Source organism: Ferruginibacter sp. (assembly GCF_028288465.1).
Taxonomy (GTDB): Bacteria; Bacteroidota; Bacteroidia; order Chitinophagales; family Chitinophagaceae; genus Ferruginibacter.
Genome location: NZ_JAQBNR010000067.1, coordinates 1 through 15,524, shown reverse-complemented (window position 1 = coordinate 15,524; position 15,524 = coordinate 1). Strand labels below are relative to the sequence as shown.

The 15,524-nt window shown below is 40.5% G+C and carries 14 protein-coding genes and 1 tRNA gene; 9 read left to right on the top strand and 6 right to left on the bottom strand.

The genetic code is table 11. The annotated features are described in order from the left end of the window. Positions 1-4: 4 nt before the first annotated feature. Positions 5-430, bottom strand: coding sequence for a DUF4258 domain-containing protein (locus tag JWR61_RS25010; RefSeq protein WP_301930396.1), 426 nt, complete (start codon positions 428-430; stop codon positions 5-7). A gap of 241 nt (positions 431-671) precedes the next feature. Here JWR61_RS25010 and mtaB point away from each other — a divergent pair, with 241 nt between their 5' ends. From mtaB to JWR61_RS24995, 3 genes are all read left to right on the top strand, one after another. Beyond that, positions 672-1,940 (top strand): tRNA (N(6)-L-threonylcarbamoyladenosine(37)-C(2))-methylthiotransferase MtaB, encoded by a 1,269-nt coding sequence (mtaB, locus tag JWR61_RS25005; protein ID WP_301930395.1) that lies wholly within the window; start codon positions 672-674, stop codon positions 1,938-1,940. Further along, complete coding sequence (locus JWR61_RS25000; RefSeq protein ID WP_290339359.1) at positions 1,928-2,242, top strand: hypothetical protein; 315 nt, start codon at positions 1,928-1,930, stop codon at positions 2,240-2,242. Before mtaB ends, JWR61_RS25000 begins: the two co-directional genes overlap by 13 nt. Before the next feature lie 98 nt (positions 2,243-2,340). Beyond that, positions 2,341-2,796 carry a hypothetical protein gene (locus JWR61_RS24995; protein WP_301930394.1) on the top strand — a complete coding sequence of 152 codons (456 nt, stop codon included), beginning with the start codon at positions 2,341-2,343 and terminating at the stop codon, positions 2,794-2,796. A 145-nt stretch (positions 2,797-2,941) separates the two neighbouring features. On the opposite strand, the gene JWR61_RS24990 is transcribed toward JWR61_RS24995, so the two are convergent. Further along, positions 2,942-4,195: a hypothetical protein gene (locus JWR61_RS24990; protein ID WP_301930393.1), complete on the bottom strand. Its 1,254-nt coding sequence runs from the start codon at positions 4,193-4,195 to the stop codon at positions 2,942-2,944. Positions 4,196-4,202: 7 nt separating this feature from the next. Continuing rightward, on the bottom strand, positions 4,203-5,540 hold the full coding sequence (locus tag JWR61_RS24985; RefSeq protein WP_301930392.1) for a DUF4270 family protein: 1,338 nt from the start codon (positions 5,538-5,540) through the stop codon (positions 4,203-4,205). Positions 5,541-5,814: 274 nt separating this feature from the next. Between JWR61_RS24985 and JWR61_RS24980 the strand changes: the two genes are divergently transcribed. Beyond that, positions 5,815-6,834 (top strand): kelch repeat-containing protein, encoded by a 1,020-nt coding sequence (locus JWR61_RS24980; RefSeq protein WP_301930391.1) that lies wholly within the window; start codon positions 5,815-5,817, stop codon positions 6,832-6,834. A 51-nt stretch (positions 6,835-6,885) separates the two neighbouring features. Beyond that, complete coding sequence (locus JWR61_RS24975) at positions 6,886-7,224, top strand: DUF4907 domain-containing protein (RefSeq protein WP_301930390.1); 339 nt, start codon at positions 6,886-6,888, stop codon at positions 7,222-7,224. Between the two features lie 81 nt (positions 7,225-7,305). Here the strand turns inward: JWR61_RS24975 and JWR61_RS24970 are convergent, their stop codons facing one another. Next, entirely contained in the window at positions 7,306-8,016 is a 711-nt protein-coding gene (locus JWR61_RS24970; RefSeq protein WP_290339364.1) for a LytTR family DNA-binding domain-containing protein, read from the bottom strand. A 210-nt stretch (positions 8,017-8,226) separates the two neighbouring features. On the opposite strand from JWR61_RS24970, the gene JWR61_RS24965 reads away from it, so the two are divergent. From JWR61_RS24965 to dgt, 4 genes are all read left to right on the top strand, one after another. Further along, a complete protein-coding gene (locus tag JWR61_RS24965; RefSeq protein WP_301930389.1) occupies positions 8,227-9,306 on the top strand; it encodes a sensor histidine kinase in 1,080 nt (359 codons plus the stop codon). Then, complete coding sequence (locus JWR61_RS24960; protein ID WP_301930388.1) at positions 9,303-9,995, top strand: LytTR family DNA-binding domain-containing protein; 693 nt, start codon at positions 9,303-9,305, stop codon at positions 9,993-9,995. The genes JWR61_RS24965 and JWR61_RS24960 overlap by 4 nt, the downstream gene beginning before the upstream one ends. 89 nt (positions 9,996-10,084) lie before the next feature. Then, positions 10,085-10,159: transfer RNA gene (locus JWR61_RS24955), tRNA-Val, on the top strand. A 96-nt stretch (positions 10,160-10,255) separates the two neighbouring features. After that, positions 10,256-11,644, top strand: coding sequence for a dGTP triphosphohydrolase (dgt, locus tag JWR61_RS24950; RefSeq protein ID WP_301930387.1), 1,389 nt, complete (start codon positions 10,256-10,258; stop codon positions 11,642-11,644). Positions 11,645-11,721: 77 nt separating this feature from the next. On the opposite strand, the gene JWR61_RS24945 is transcribed toward dgt, so the two are convergent. Both JWR61_RS24945 and JWR61_RS24940 read right to left on the bottom strand, forming a co-directional pair. Next, the gene (locus tag JWR61_RS24945) at positions 11,722-14,304 is read right to left on the bottom strand and encodes an alpha-L-arabinofuranosidase C-terminal domain-containing protein (protein ID WP_301930386.1); all 2,583 of its coding nucleotides are present in this window, start codon (positions 14,302-14,304) and stop codon (positions 11,722-11,724) included. Between the two features lie 71 nt (positions 14,305-14,375). Continuing rightward, positions 14,376-15,524, bottom strand: a 1,149-nt coding sequence (locus JWR61_RS24940) for a family 43 glycosylhydrolase (protein ID WP_301930385.1), incomplete at its 5' end; no start/stop codon positions are given.

The following is a 15,524-nucleotide window of genomic DNA, read 5'->3' as shown; positions in this document are numbered from 1 at the left end:
AAATCTATTTACAATTACAAGGCCATTCCGTATCAAGGTCTATGCAAGTTACTACTTCTACCGTATTATTTTCCTTGGGAGCAAAAACTATGCGAACATGTTGTTTATCGTGCGTGATGCCCTCCAGCGGGTAGGTTTTTCCCCTTGGGTCTTCTTCGATTTTGTTAACGTTTACTGTGCCTGTGGCTAATATTTCCTTTACTTCACTCTCATCAATATGCCTGCAATCCATGCGGCAATGGGCATGTTTGCTATAGATGATCCGTTGTACGTTCCTGTTAAAATCGTCAGCGGGTTTTACCGCCGGAACAGTTATTTCTGTATTGTTATTTTTTAGCTTGGGGTAACTGCTGGCCTGGTGCGTTTTAACCCACCAAAGCAAAAAGCCGGCGGCCAGTAAGACAAAATAAGGAAGGTATTTTTTAAACATGGCGCAATTTACTCACTAACGGTCATATAGTTTACACCAGTCATAAAGTTTACACCTTTTCAAAAAAGTGTAAAGTTGCCCGCAGGTAGCGTTAGGGATTGCAGCGGAAAGCCCGGTGAAGGTTTGCGTGCAGGCCTTGTGCCGGACCTGAAGCGTAAAGCCCGGCCCGCCATGGGAACGCCCATACAATTCAAATCAACGGATCTATGCAATAAAACATCCTGTTGTATCTTTGCAGTGTATGAATAAAACAGTGGCGCTACATACGCTTGGCTGCAAGCTAAATTTTTCAGAAACATCTTCTATAGGGCGGTTACTGGAAAACGATGGTTTTGTAAAAAAAGACTTTACGGAAATTGCTGATGTGTACGTAATCAATACCTGTTCAGTTACTGATAATGCAGACAAGGAATGCCGGTTACTGGTGCGCCGTATACAAAAAAAAGCACCGGAAGCCACCGTAGTGATTACCGGTTGCTATGCCCAGCTAAAGCCCGTTGAAATAGCAGCCATACCCGGTGTTGACCTTGTATTGGGTGCTGCAGAAAAATTTAATATTTCGCAACATTTAAAAGATTTTACCAAAGGCGACAGTACTAAAATATGCAGCTGCGATATTGCCGATGTAAATGAGTTTACGGCGGCACATTCCATTAACGACCGAACCCGCATTTTTTTAAAAGTGCAGGATGGCTGCGACTACAATTGTTCTTTTTGTACCATCCCGATGGCGAGGGGCAAAAGCAGGAGCAACCCGATTGAAAAAGTACTAACGGAAGTAAAAGACATTGCAGCAAAAGGCGCCAAAGAAATTGTTTTAACCGGCATCAACCTGGGCGATTTTGGCAAGGGCAGCTTTGGCGGAAAAAAGAAGGAAGAAAGTTTTTTTGAGTTGATCCAGGAACTGGATAACGTAGAAGGAATTGAGCGGTACCGTATCTCTTCTATTGAGCCCAATTTATTAACCAACGGGATTATTGAATTTGTGAGCAACAGTAAAAAATTCATGCCGCATTTTCATATTCCCCTGCAAAGTGGCAGTAATAAAATACTTGGGCTGATGCGCCGCCGTTATAAAAAAGAATTATATGCGGAACGTGTTGGCCTGATAAAGGCGCTGATGCCGCATTGTGCCATTGGGGTGGATGTAATTGTGGGCTTTCCCGGCGAAACAGATGCAGACTTTAAAGAAACGGTCGACTTTTTGATAGATCTTGATATTAGCTATTTGCATGTATTTACTTACTCGGAAAGGGCCAATACTTTAGCAATGGATATGCAACAAGTAGTACCTGTTTTCGTTCGCAACGAAAGAAACAAACAGCTGCGTAACCTCAGTTACCGCAAGCTGCAGCATTTTACCAATCAGCACATTGGGGAAACAAGAAAAGTGCTGTTTGAAAACCCTGATAAAAATGGAATGGCAGAAGGCTATACGGATAACTACATTAAAATAACTGCTCCGCATAAAAAGGAGTGGACAAACAGTATTGTGGAATGGAAAATATAAACGACGAAAAACTCAGCAAATTCCAGGTTACCATCCGTTTTTATATGGATGAAGAATTTATGAAACTGGTACCAACACACCGCATTTACATCAACGGACTGATTGATAAAAATATCATCGATTACTATGCTGTCAGCATGGAAACGCAACGTTCCTGGATGATTATAAATGCAGCTGATAAAAAAGAAGTACAAAACTACCTGGAGCAATCATCTTTATATAATTACTGGACAGTAGAAATTGATGAATTATTTGTGTATGATTCACAGGCCTACAGGTTACCGGCGCTGCAATTGAATTAGGCTTTAAACGCTTTTATTACATCTTGGAACAACTCATAAAATAGTTCACAGACGTAGTCTTCTATCGGTTGTGCATCATTTAATCAGAGCCCTTTTATATGACTTTAAAACAATTGATATGGCGACTTATACTCCCTTTGACAATTGTTTTATTTGGAACAATTACTGTTTTGCCAGTTGATGCTCCCGACACAATGATGGTTGGATTCCCGTTAGCATACATAAGTGACGGATGGCATACTTCAATGTCACTTCAGATTTTTATTGTAGAATTTTTAGTAGACTTCGTCGTTTACTTTTTCATTTGCTTTCTATCAGTATTTCTAGTCAAACATTATCTGATAAAAATTAAAGTTTCGAAGTTGATAACTGCACTATTATGGACTTTTTCAACACTAATCATTGCTATTGCTATTTGGATTGCAAGCCTTCCTGAACAAATCATTCAAACGAGAAGAGATTGGAACATGAACGTTATGGAGACTGGTTATAAACTGACATGGATTCATCAAGATAAACAAGCCTTTTCGAAGCATGACTCAAGTAAAAAATAAACGAACGAAATGAAGTATCGTTGCGAGGCTAGCCTGACTTTGAAGCAGTCGGGTTGCCCCCACTTTAGTTTGGGTAGGAATAATAATTAATCACAGCTTTGATAGCACTGCCTGAAAGTATTCTAAAGCAATGTCAGGCTAATTCTTAGTAATATTTCCTTCCTCCAAATAAATATTCCAGGTACGACAGCGTGAGATTGATATTGAAATAATTCTCACTTAACTGGCTGGTAGCTGTGGTGCCTCTTCTGCCCGCTTCCAGCGATATAACATAGCCCAGCGGACTGCTTTTTGAGTTTCTTGAAAAGCCGATACTTCCACCAAAATCAGTTATCTGGTGGCCATCCATTTTCAGGTAGGAGTTGCCCGCATACAAACCCATTTGAAAAAAGCCTTTTTCATATTCTACACCATAAGGATTTCTGGCCCTTTGTGAATGCTGAAAGCCAAGTGACAACTTATTGCTGTTTACAAGTTGGTAGCCGCTGCCGGCATATTTGAGTGAACTCCAGTTTTGTGTTTGTGCATTAACAGTGTAAGTATATATGCCCTTATTAATTAGAGCAAAGCCGGCATTGATGGTTTCGGGCAATGTAAAAAAATCATTTTTAAGTATCTCATTTTTAATCTGTGTATTGCCATCTGTAACAATCAGGGAATGTTCTACATACAAGGATGTTTTGGGAGTATAAGTCATCCCATAGGTTGATTGCCATTTTTTACCCAGCTTTAATTTGGTCTGTAATGAAAAATTAAAATAATAATTACGTAAATAAAGATTGCTTTTGGTAACCAAATCAGATGTTAAGTCGTTGCTCAGGATATCTTCTGTTTGATTGATAGAACCAAATAATAAAGACGAGGTAACACCAATAGAAGTATTTTTTGTAACCTTATAACCATTGGACCAATAAAATTGGTTAACACCACCCTGGCCCTGGTAACTGGCATCTACATTCAGCAATGTTCCCTGTATAGTTTTACTGGTTGAAAAGTTGAAAGCTGCTGTACTAAAAGGCATCAGGCCCATGCTGCTGCCCCAGTTTTTTGTAAGCTTAGCCGCCAGGTTTACCCTGCGCACCGCAAAATCGGTTGTTTTATTATCAGGTGCAACAACGCCCGCCCCTGTGTACACTACCTGCTTAAAACGCGTGGAAGTTTCAAAAGCAAAAAAGTGTTCCCGCAACTGCGTAAGCGAAGCCGCATTGCTATTGTTGATGTAACGCTCATCGCCCAACGCAACGCCTGCATTAGCCATGCCGGTATACTTGTTAAAATAGCTGGTTTCAATATCGCCGATACCCAACACAGAATAGGGCGAACTGTTATTCTGCCCCTGCGCAATTGCGGACATCATTAAACAAATTGCAATAAGACTAACTCTTTTATTCTCTGACATTCTTTTTTTATTTAACAGCCGCATAATAAATTTTTACCTGGGTTTTATTGGCGCCGTTTGCAGCGTTTGCAATCAGCAGCCTGTTAAAAATTACAGTGGCATCAGGCGGTAAAACCAGCAACCCGTTTTTGCTTCCTTCTGTGTTTGGTAACAGTGCCTGCAGGTAACTGGTTACATCGTACGTGTATGCCGTGCTGGTGCCATATAAATTATCTATGTAAAGATTTCCATATTGAACAACGGCTGACGACCCCGCAATAGTGGTGAGATCAGTACCCAACAGGTTTGTTTGATCGGTAGCTGACAAACGCAGCGTCGGCGGCAGCCGGTAATAATTTAAGAAACTGTTTTGCACAGGCTTTATTTCCAGCTCCGCCTTTACAATTTTTAAAAAATCAGGTAACTGGTATAAATCTTTCAGGTAAGGAAAACTAAGCCTGGTAACAGCCCCTGAAATATATTGGCTGTATCCGGCATTACCGGTAGCTGATGCAGCCAGTTGCTTATTGGATGGACCCAATGCCGCAATCGCTGTACCTGATCTGTCGGAGGTAATATTATTAAACTGGTAATTGATTTGATTGATTCCAAAATCGATGATTGCACTTTCGGAAAATACGCCGGGCTTTTGGTAGTGCAACCGCATGGTAAGACTGTCTTTAAACCCAATAATGCAATTGTTATTAGTGCCACCAACAAAGGCCAGGCCTTTGAAATAATTTACGAACTGATCAACAGTTTGCACTTCGATGGTTTTGTTTTGCAATTTGTAAAACAGCTCTTGCCCAAGCGCCGGAGATAATTTTATTGCCAAGGTATCTCTTGTAGAAGGATTAATTATCATCTCGCTGCTTCCAAGTGTTGTATTGGAATACGGCCAGCTATTATTATTGAAAAAACTGTATTGGGCTGTTGAATAAGCTATCTGCTGACTTAACTGGTAAACAGACAGTTTATAGGGTACCAACGTATCGCCGTAAAAGCTCTTGTTTAATTTCAGGATTACTTCCAGCGAATCAAAAACAGAACCATTGGGAATATCGTAGGTGGTATTGGATGGCAAGCCCAGCTGAACAAATGACTGCGATGCAATGGTTCCGAATTTTTCATCTTTATACTTACCTGCTAAAATGGAATGTGTACCGGAGGTTACAAATGAATCTACATAAACAGTAGAAACATTCACCGTAACCGTATCAACCAGCACAAGATTGGTGATGGTATTATCAATAAAACCGCTTCCAAAAGTAATATCCTGTTTTTCGCAGGAGCTGATAATAAACGATGTAAATAAAAGGCAGGCCGGCAACAAAAAAATGGTAAAATAGCGGGGTCTTTGCTTCATAATGCTCAGTTCATTTTTAATTGTTGGCAATATTATTCCCTGATGGCGCTGTAGTATTGTTAATATGGATTAATAGCCGCAGATCATCTACCAACATCTTTATTGGCACTGCTTCGGGCTGCATTTCAGCAAGCAGTGCGGTTAACCGTTTGATAGTTGATTTTTATTGATTGATATACCATTTACATGGCTTTGTAGATGATTAATACCCGTAAATACTTTTTAACGATTTTAACGTTTGCTTCCGCAATACTTTCGGCAAAAATTATACAGCATGTACAAACTAAAACGGCTTACGTTATTGAGTATTTCAGGTATTTCTTTGTTGATTGGTTCCTGCACAAAAACATCCAGCACTACTACTGATACCAGTGGTAACTGGGTTAAAAGATCAGATTTTGAGGGCGTTACACGTAGTGAGGCTGTTTCATTTGTAATTGGTGACACCGCATATATTGGTACGGGCTATGATGGTACCAACCGCCTGGGCGATCTCTGGGCATACGATCCTGCACAAAATTTTTGGCACCAGCGGGCTGATTTACCGGGTGCTGCAAGAAGTTCAGCCGTGGCGTTTGCGGCAGGTGGCAAAGGTTATGTCTGCACAGGTTACAATGGTTTAGACAGATTGAAAGACGTTTGGCAGTACAACCCCGCAACCAACAGCTGGATACAAAAGAATGATTTTACTGGCGGGGCAAGATATGACGCAGTAGCTTTCAGTATATTGGATAAGGGTTATATTTCTACCGGCTACGATGGCAATTACCTGAAAGATTTTTGGCAGTATGATCCTGCATCAGACACCTGGACGCAACAGTTAAGTATGGGTGGATCCAAACGGTCAGGCGCAGTTGCTTTTGTATACAATAACAAAGCGTATGTATGCACCGGAAGCAATAACGGCAGTACCTCCGGCGTAAATGATTTATGGGTTTTTGATCCTACCGCAACACCTGTATGGACAGAAAAAAGAAAGATCAGCAATGTTAGTACCGATGCCTATGATGATGCTTATGCTATTATCAGAACCAATGCAGTTGCCTTTGTAATGAATGGCAAGGGGTACATCACCACAGGAGAAAATGGTGCAGTATTGGGTGACACCTGGGAGTACGATTTTACAAACGATGTATGGACTAAGAAAACTGCTTACGAAGGTGTGGCAAGAACAGGGGCTGCAGCATTTTCAGTAAATGACCGTGGTTTTGTTTTAACCGGAAGAAGCAGTAGCACTCCGTTTGATGACATCCGTGAGTTCTTCCCTTCTGAGGCATACAATGCCAATGATTAATGGAGAGAAAAATTTCAGCGTAAAAATTATTCATAGTCGTCAAGCAGTAAAATGAAATCTACCTTTTTTTATATCGCAGTGTTTTGCCTTCTTAGTGCATGTTACAGTTGTCAGGATAATGCTGTGGCCGCTTTCCCTGCCAACAGCAAGGATTTTATGCCTGTTGGATCATATGCATTTAAGACCGGCGATGGATGGGGCTATGCTATCACTGTTGACAATAAAATTTTTATAAAACAATCTATCATACCATGCATAGCGGGCGAAAAAAGTTTTGCCTCTCAGGCCGACGCTGAAAAAGTTGCCGACCTGGTGCTTACTAAAATAAAAAAACACCAGAAGCCGTCCATATTTAAATCTGACTTAGAAAAATTGGGAATTGCAGAATAAATACATGTTAGCCACCAGGCGATAATAAAAAAGGAGTGAGACAATTTCACTCCTTTTTTTATTCTTACAATACAATCTTTATTATGAAGCCTGGTGAATTATCTGGAACAGGGAGTTGCGGTAGCTTTCGCCGATGGGAATAAATTTGTTACCGATAACAATTTCATTTTTACTTACCACATCAATGCTGCTTAAAGAAATTACGTATGATCTGTGAACTCTTATAAAATCATGGGCAGGTAATTTACTTACAAATGTTTTTAAATTTTGCAGCGTTATAATGGGCTTGGGTTTATCAACCAGGTAAACCTGCGTATAGTCTTTCATGCCTTCACAAAAAAGAATATCATCAAATTTCACTTTATAAAACTTGTATTCAGATTTTACAAAAACAAAATCGGTGGCGGGTGTATATTCCTGTTGCGTGGGCGGATACAAAAATTCTTTTGCCCTGCTGACTGCATAATAAAACTGATCGAATGAAACAGGTCTTTCCAGAAAACTAAATATATTGCTGCCAATGTCTGAAGCTGACAAAGCAGTTTTGGAATCAACCACAATGATGAGCGCATTACTGGAATGGTCAGTTAAAAAGTTTTCCATTTCAGCATCTGAAATGGTGGCCATATCACAAAAAATAATGTCTGTTGTAAATTCCTGCAGGTAATGCCGTGCCTCTCTTGCATTGATAGGCTTACAAATAAAGGATAACCATGGAACTTTTGAAACGTGTTCAAAAAGTATTTTACCAGATTGCTGGTTACCAATCAGCAGGCATTTTAGTTGAAGCATAATGTATATTCAGTTAGTTAAAACCAAAACTAAATCAGTAAAACTGCAAGGAAATGTGAAAATTGCCGGGCGTAAATATTGGCCGGTTCTTTAGTACGTTTTACCTTTTTTCAAATTTACTTCAATCATTTCATTCCCTATTTTTACACAATCAATTTGATTGTTATTGTAACGTTATCGGATGAAAGACTTATTTATTAAAATTATTGAATGAATAAAAAACTGCTCACTGTATTAATTCATATTTCCGGCTGGATGGCTTTTTTTTTGTTTCCGTTTCTTTTACTGAATGTATCTCATTCAAATGATGTGGAGCATCTAAAAAACTTTCACCATCCAGGCAATCCGAGACCGGAGCCCAGCTTTTTGTTCTTTTTTCTGCGCAACAGTCTTCTTATTGTCTTCTTTTATTTAAACCTGTTTTTACTGCTGCCGAAATTGTATTACCGGCAAAAGAAAGTGCCTTACTTTTTGATAGTGTTCATTTTTATGCTCATTGCTATTTATTTACCATCGTATGTAAGAGCTGAATTTATGCCACCCAAAATGCCACTCCCGGATGCAGGCTTAGTAGGTGTGCCCCGAAGAGGTCCGGACACGATAGGAAGTGTCTTCGGCTTTCTTCATTTTTTAATCATCTGGTTTTTAAGCAGTATCATTCACCTTGCCGGCCGCTACCGGCAGATGGAGCAAAAGAACAAGGAAATGAGAGTGCAGAAACTGGATGCTGAATTGTCTTATTTAAAGGCGCAGATCAACCCGCATTTTTTGTTTAATACGCTGAATAATATTTATGCGTTGGCCATTACCCAACACGATCAAACACCGGAAGCAATATTAAAATTATCCGACATCATGCGGTATGTAACAGAAGATGCCAACACGGCCACTGTTCCATTGCAAAAGGAACTCGATTACCTGGAAAATTATATCACCCTGCAGCAACTGCGCAGCAACGATAAACTAACCGTAGACTTTACTATAACCGGCGAAGCAGGCTCCAATAGCATTGCTCCCCTGCTATTGATTAATTTTATTGAAAATGCATTTAAATACGGCGTAAGCAATCACGAGCCTTGTTTTATCAACATTCATATTTTTATAAACGAACGCCAGCTTACGTTAACTGTAAAGAATAAGGTAATGGTAGTTACAGCAGAGCAAAGTACATTTACCGGAACCAATAACACGTTGAGAAGACTGCACTTGCAATATGCTAAAAAGCATAACCTAACCATAGATGAAAACGACAATTTGTATGGTGTATTTTTACAATTAGACTTAGCATGATAAACTGTGTAGCAATAGACGATGAACCACTGGCACTGGAAGTGTTAAAAAAATACATATCGAAGTTGCCCAACCTGCAGTTGCTGATGACATTTTCTGATGCCATTGATGCATTGGCTTATCTGCAAAAAAACCAGGTTGATCTGTTGTTTCTGGATATCCAGATGCCCGACATCAATGGCTTTCAGCTCTATAAAGATTTAACAGATAAACCCATGGTAATTTTTACAACAGCCTATAAAGAATTCGCCGTGGAAGGGTTTGAAGTAGATGCCATTGATTATTTATTGAAACCATTTAACCTGGCCCGCTTTGAAAAGGCCGTTGCAAAAGCGATCTCCAGAGAAATTCGTAAAGAAAAAGAAGAGGTTCCTTCGCAATATTTATACATTCATGCAGATTATAAAATGGTTAAAATACCTTTTGCTGACATCATCTATATGGAAGCCCTGGATGATTACGTAAAAGTAGTGACCGGCACACAGTCATACCTCACATTGATTTCGATGAAAAAAATCCTCGAGAAGCTACCTAAAAAACAATTCATCCGGATTCACCGCAGTTATATTGTTGCCATTGATAAAATTACTTTTTTACAATACCGTAAAATTGGGTTAGCCAATAACCTGGAACTGCCGGTAGGCGACACCTACCGCACAGAAATAGCTTCATTAAAAAGGCAGGAGTAACCATTTTGCAAAAAAAATAAAATAAGAAGCGAAAAAAATTTTGGTACAAACATTTTACCCTTATCTTTACCATCCGAAAAAACGGTAAAGGGAGCATAGCTCAGTTGGTTTAGAGCATCTGCCTTACAAGCAGAGGGTCCGCGGTTCGAACCCGTGTGCTCCCACAAAGACCTCACAGAAATGTGAGGTTTTTTTATGCCTCCGTTAAAAAGTTTCCTTTTCATTTACCCGGTTATTAAAGCACCAGGAAATAAAACTAAATGACCGGATTTACAGCTTTAACCATGGATCTAAATAAACTTTATTCCGACACAAGAACCGGCGCTGTGATGCAGTCTGCCAATATTGATGTACGTACAGATTTTCAAAGAGACTTTGACAGGATTATTTTCTCCTCTTCCTTCAGGCGGCTGCAAAATAAAACACAGGTATTTCCATTGCCCGGCAGTGTGTTTGTACACAACAGGCTCACGCATTCGCTGGAAGTAGCTTCAGTAGGCCGTTCGCTGGGTACGCTGATCGGCGACTTTATCATAAAAAAATATGCGAGTTCATTGTCAGATCAGAGCAAAGGCTTTTTTAATTATGGTTTGTCCAATGTAATTTCTTCCGCCTGCCTTTGCCATGACATCGGTAACCCGGCTTTTGGTCATTCAGGTGAAGATGCCATCTCCAACTTTTTTATAAAAAATGAAAGCAGCTTAAAATCTCATTTTTCAAAAAAGGAATGGCTGGACTTTATCAATTTTGAAGGCAACGCGAATGCCATCCGGGTGCTAACGCACCAGCAGAATGGAAAAACAGAAGGGGGTATGATGCTGACCTATTCCACCTTATCAGCCATTGCAAAATATCCCTGTGAATCTGAAGGATCCAGTAAAGACTTCACACACAGAAAAAAATTCGGCTTCTTTCAATCAGAATTAAAAACATTTAGCGATGTAGCAACGGCCACCTCCATGATCCGGGATCAAACAGATCCACTAGTCTATTTCAGGCATCCCTTTGTTTGGCTGGTAGAAGCAGCCGACGACATCTGCTACAATATCATCGATCTGGAAGATGCGCATCGACTGGGCATTATTGGTCATGATGAATGCAGGGATCTACTCGTTGCGTTGATTGGATCTATCGGCATAGACAATATTGCCAAAGTAAAAAAGCGACTGGACAATTTTAGAGATAAAAACGACCAGGTATCTTATTTAAGGGCCAAGGCTATTTACTCTTTAACCATGAAATCAAAAGCCATTTATGAAGATCACTTTGAAGCCATTTTAGACGGATCATTTACAACACCTTTGTTTAACCAGGTAAAAAAAGAATGCCCGGCGTTGCAACTGATAACAGATTTTTCTATTGAAAACATCTACAATCACCGCTCGGTTTTAGAGATCGAAAATGCAGGTTATAATGTGATGTATGAGTTGTTGATGCATTTTGTTCCACCCATCATTAAAGATAAACCCAGCCGGTCGAAATCTGAAACGAAAGCCATTAAACTGATCCCATCCCAGTTTTTATATGCAGAAGGAAGCAAGTATGAAATGGTAATGGGTGTGCTGGATTATGTATCCGGTATGACGGATAATTATGCCACAGATTTATACCGGAAAATAAAAGGGATAGATATCGGCATGACCATTTAAAGATGAAAAGCGAACGGGTATCCTGTGGCTTTACCCTATAAAAGCAGCCGATGCACCTGAATAGAAGTTAAAAGTGATTACTCCCTTGTTTTAATACGGACAACAGTAAATGAATAATCAGCCAACGAAGCTGTAAAGGTTTGCCCGATGTTGATGGATGATACAACCCGGCGACTGTTCGTATCGGCCGGCTTACCTGCGAGCACTGTTTTTATTGCGCTGGTATTCGCAATATTGATTCCTTTAAAATCAATCGTAACTGTTGTTGCAACAGGTAACAGGTTAATCATTTTTACAATTACATCGCCCGTTTTTGTGTCTCGGACAATTGACGTGGCGATCCGTTTCTTTACAGCATCCTGGCTGCTGGAAATAATTACCTCCGCAGGCAGATACTCATTGCCCGAATTTTGTCCAAACAGCTTTTGCACCTCATAATCTGTTGTTGTTTTTACTTCTGTATTGTCAAAATAGATCAGGTCCGGCTTCCATTGTGTGTGGCCTTCTTTGGCAAGTAACGGTGCATACGATGACATGGTAACTACATCGCCATTGCGTTCCAGTGCAGTTAGATATAAGGCTTCTGCCAGCGCCGTTTCAATATTGCTTGGCCTGCCGGGAAGATGAGCCGCATATTCACCCAAATACACTTTTGATTTGCTGCGGTCATATTTATCGTAGAAGGATTGGTTGTTGATAAACCACCCGGGCGACTGGTAATAATGTTCATCCACTGCAGCAATGGCAAGCTTATCTGCAAGCTTCCAGCCTTCCTCGTAATCGGTTCCTTCAGCGTTAGGTCCAACCGTACCAATCACGGTTATTTCCGGATGTTGCTGTTTCATTGCATGAAGGATCATTGTATACCGCTCTTCAAAAATATCTGTAATCAAATCTTCATTGCCGATGCCAATGTATTTTAAATTAAATGGTTTTGGATGACCGGCTGCTGCACGTTGCTTTCCCCAGGTTGTTGTGACATCGCCGTTTGCATATTCTACGAGGTCCAGAATATCCTGCACATATTCATCCATTTCATTCATCGGTATACCGCCCTGCTGGCCGCCACCGCCAACTGCTGAATTCTGACATGGAACGCCTGCGGCAAGCACCGGCACAGGCTCTGCACCAATGTCTTCACAAAAACGGAAATATTCAAAATAGCCCAGGCCTGCACTCTGGTGGTAGCCCCATAAATTCCTTTGCGGTTTCCTGGATTCCAGCGGACCGATGGTATTCTTCCAGCGGTAGATGTTGCCGAGGCCATCGCCATGCGCCACACAACCACCCGGGAAGCGGACAAAACGTGGATGTATGTCGGCGATGGTTTGGGCAAGATCCACCCTAAGCCCGTTGGGTCTTGCCTTAAATGTATTTTTGGGAAACAGCGAGATCATATCAAGCGACAGGCTTCCTGCTGACAATGGCTGTAATGCAATATATGCATCCTTTGCTTCTGCGCTGGAGGTAAGTACAACCGAAATCTTTTTCCATGATGAAGTGGATGCATTAACAACAGCTTCCGAAAGCACCACATTATTGTTACCAACGAGCTTTATCAATAAATTCCCACGACCAATATTTCTTTTTACAAAAAGGGAACAGTTGTACTGATCTCCTTTCTTTACATTGATACCATCAAAGCCAGTATTGGTTAAAGCCGCTCCCGTAGTTACGGTTTTTAATACTGCGTAGTGTAAATTATTCTTGTGAACCGGCGAAACGGAATCAATAGTAAATGCTGTGCCAGTACCTTTTACAGACCATGAATTGGTACTGTTCCAGGCTGTATCATTTCCTTCCTTATCTGCAAGCGAATATTCAAAATCACGGTTTTGAATCAGCTCTGCATACAACCCTCCATCTGCGGCATAATTAATGTCTTCAAAAAAAATACCGAGCAACATATCACTGATGGCTTTTGTTTTGGAGGGCAGTAAACTCATTTTTACATCTACCGGTTTCAACCCTGCAAAACGTTGTGCATCCTGTACTGTTGTCTCACTGTTTTCCGTCCGTTTAAAAGAGGATGCTTCGAATGTTTGGTTGAGTTTTTGAACCACGGCCCATGCTACTTTATGCATCTGTCCTTTTACAGTTACCCCATCAATTATCGCAGTAATACTTTCATCATTATAAGCAGCTGGGGCAACTTCGGCAGCTGGTGTGTAGGATTTAAAATCAGTGGTTGAAACCGCATAGTATTTACCGTCATTGCTTTTGTAGACAACGGTATAATTGTCAGCTGAAGCGTTATACCAGATGATTGGCTGCAGGCAATTAACACCCTTATTTAAAACAGGATAACTCTGCCTGCCCCAGTAAACAAGATCATTGGATGAGGCATGTGCAAAAGCACGATCCTGTTCATTCAATTGCCACACACATTGCCATTCTCCATTCTTGCCCAATATTACATACGGACTGATCATCTTTTTTTGAGTGCCCCACCGGCCATAATCACTCCATAAAAAAGTAAATTCATTGCCAATACTTTCCCATCTTGTAAGGTCGTGGCTCCGGGCAAAATGCAGTCCGTTAGTATTGTTATTTTTGCCAGTTGTATAAGAGACCAGGTAAACCGAATCGGGTTTATTTGCAAAACAAACAGGCATTAGCTGGAGTAATAAAAAGCAAATAAGCAACCATTTTTTTAACATACATCAATTTTTATCGTAACAAATAAAAGCTTCTTCGGAAGGTAACGGTTCCGATATTATTTCAAAGCCCATCAATGTAATATAACTGCTTTAATACCTTTATGTGTGGGTGTTACCTGCTTTATAGATCCGTCCGTATTAAACTCCAGTTTATCAATACATACTTCCCTGTTATAACCTGCCGCATCGCCCATCTTAATTCCATTTGGATAATTGAAGCGGTGATAAACAATATACCATTCATCTTTACCCGGAATTTGTATGATACTATTATGCCCCGTTGCATAAATACCGGCAGCCGTATCTTTTGCTATCACCAGGTTGTTTGCGGGTATGGATATGGGCCCGGTGGGTGAAATGCCCGTACCATATCGCACTTTATAATTTTCACTTCTTGTATCGTCCTCTGACCAAAGAAAATAATATCGTCCGTTCCTGAAAAAAACGGTGGTGCCTTCACGGAATGTATTGTCTGGCGTAATTACTTTTTCGGTTTCTTGTTTCAACGAAATCATATCGTCATTCAATTCGGCACAAGCCATATAACCATTGCCCCAGTATAAATAGGTCTTGCCTGTTTGCGGGTCTGCAAATACATCCGGATCTATTTGCTGCCCTCCTTTAATGCCTTCCGGCAACTTATCAATAAGCGGTTTACCCGAGTCAACAAATGGCCCTGCAGGATCATTTGCAACAGCAACCCCAATTTTTTGTGCAGCAGTAAAATAAAAAAAATATTTGTAGCTGTTACCTGTCTTTTTTTCCTGTATACAGGGCGCCCATGCATTTCGTTTGGCCCAGCTTACATCTTTGTTTAAATCCAGTATTATGCCTTCATCTTTCCAGTTAACTAAATTGGTTGATGAAAATGTTTTGAAATAAGTGCCTGACCAGTTGTTAAAACCATCGCTGGTAGGATATAGATAAAACCTGTTTGTTTTGTGCGAATACAAAATATCAGGGTCTGCATAAAAACCGTCCAGCACAGGATTGTGGTTTTCGGCTACCGATACCAACCATTTTTGCGGTGTCTGTCCTTTGATGGTAACTTGATATGGAACCGGGCCGTTTGCAAACTGCTGCGGACCGGCTGGTGTTATCTTCACGCCAGGAAACGAAATAAAAGATGGGTTAAACGCATTTAATTTTGTTCCCGGTTTTACCGACAGGTATAAAGTGCTTTTTGCAGTGTCGACTTTTATATTGATCTTTTTAATTTG

Bases quoted from the DNA above. Each gene is read 5' to 3' on its own strand.
- JWR61_RS24970 (WP_290339364.1), bottom strand. From the start codon at position 8,016: ATGCTTCAACTAAAATGCCTGCTGATTGGTAACCAGCAATCTGGTAAA.
- JWR61_RS24985 (WP_301930392.1), bottom strand. From the start codon at position 5,540: ATGAAGCAAAGACCCCGCTATTTTACCATTTTTTTGTTGCCGGCCTGC.
- JWR61_RS25000 (WP_290339359.1), top strand. From the start codon at position 1,928: ATGGAAAATATAAACGACGAAAAACTCAGCAAATTCCAGGTTACCATC.
- JWR61_RS24945 (WP_301930386.1), bottom strand. From the start codon at position 14,304: ATGTTAAAAAAATGGTTGCTTATTTGCTTTTTATTACTCCAGCTAATG.
- dgt (WP_301930387.1), top strand. From the start codon at position 10,256: ATGACCGGATTTACAGCTTTAACCATGGATCTAAATAAACTTTATTCC.
- JWR61_RS24980 (WP_301930391.1), top strand. From the start codon at position 5,815: ATGTACAAACTAAAACGGCTTACGTTATTGAGTATTTCAGGTATTTCT.
- JWR61_RS24995 (WP_301930394.1), top strand. From the start codon at position 2,341: ATGACTTTAAAACAATTGATATGGCGACTTATACTCCCTTTGACAATT.
- mtaB (WP_301930395.1), top strand. From the start codon at position 672: ATGAATAAAACAGTGGCGCTACATACGCTTGGCTGCAAGCTAAATTTT.
- JWR61_RS24975 (WP_301930390.1), top strand. From the start codon at position 6,886: ATGAAATCTACCTTTTTTTATATCGCAGTGTTTTGCCTTCTTAGTGCA.
- JWR61_RS24960 (WP_301930388.1), top strand. From the start codon at position 9,303: ATGATAAACTGTGTAGCAATAGACGATGAACCACTGGCACTGGAAGTG.
- JWR61_RS24965 (WP_301930389.1), top strand. From the start codon at position 8,227: ATGAATAAAAAACTGCTCACTGTATTAATTCATATTTCCGGCTGGATG.
- JWR61_RS24990 (WP_301930393.1), bottom strand. From the start codon at position 4,195: ATGTCAGAGAATAAAAGAGTTAGTCTTATTGCAATTTGTTTAATGATG.
- JWR61_RS25010 (WP_301930396.1), bottom strand. From the start codon at position 430: ATGTTTAAAAAATACCTTCCTTATTTTGTCTTACTGGCCGCCGGCTTT.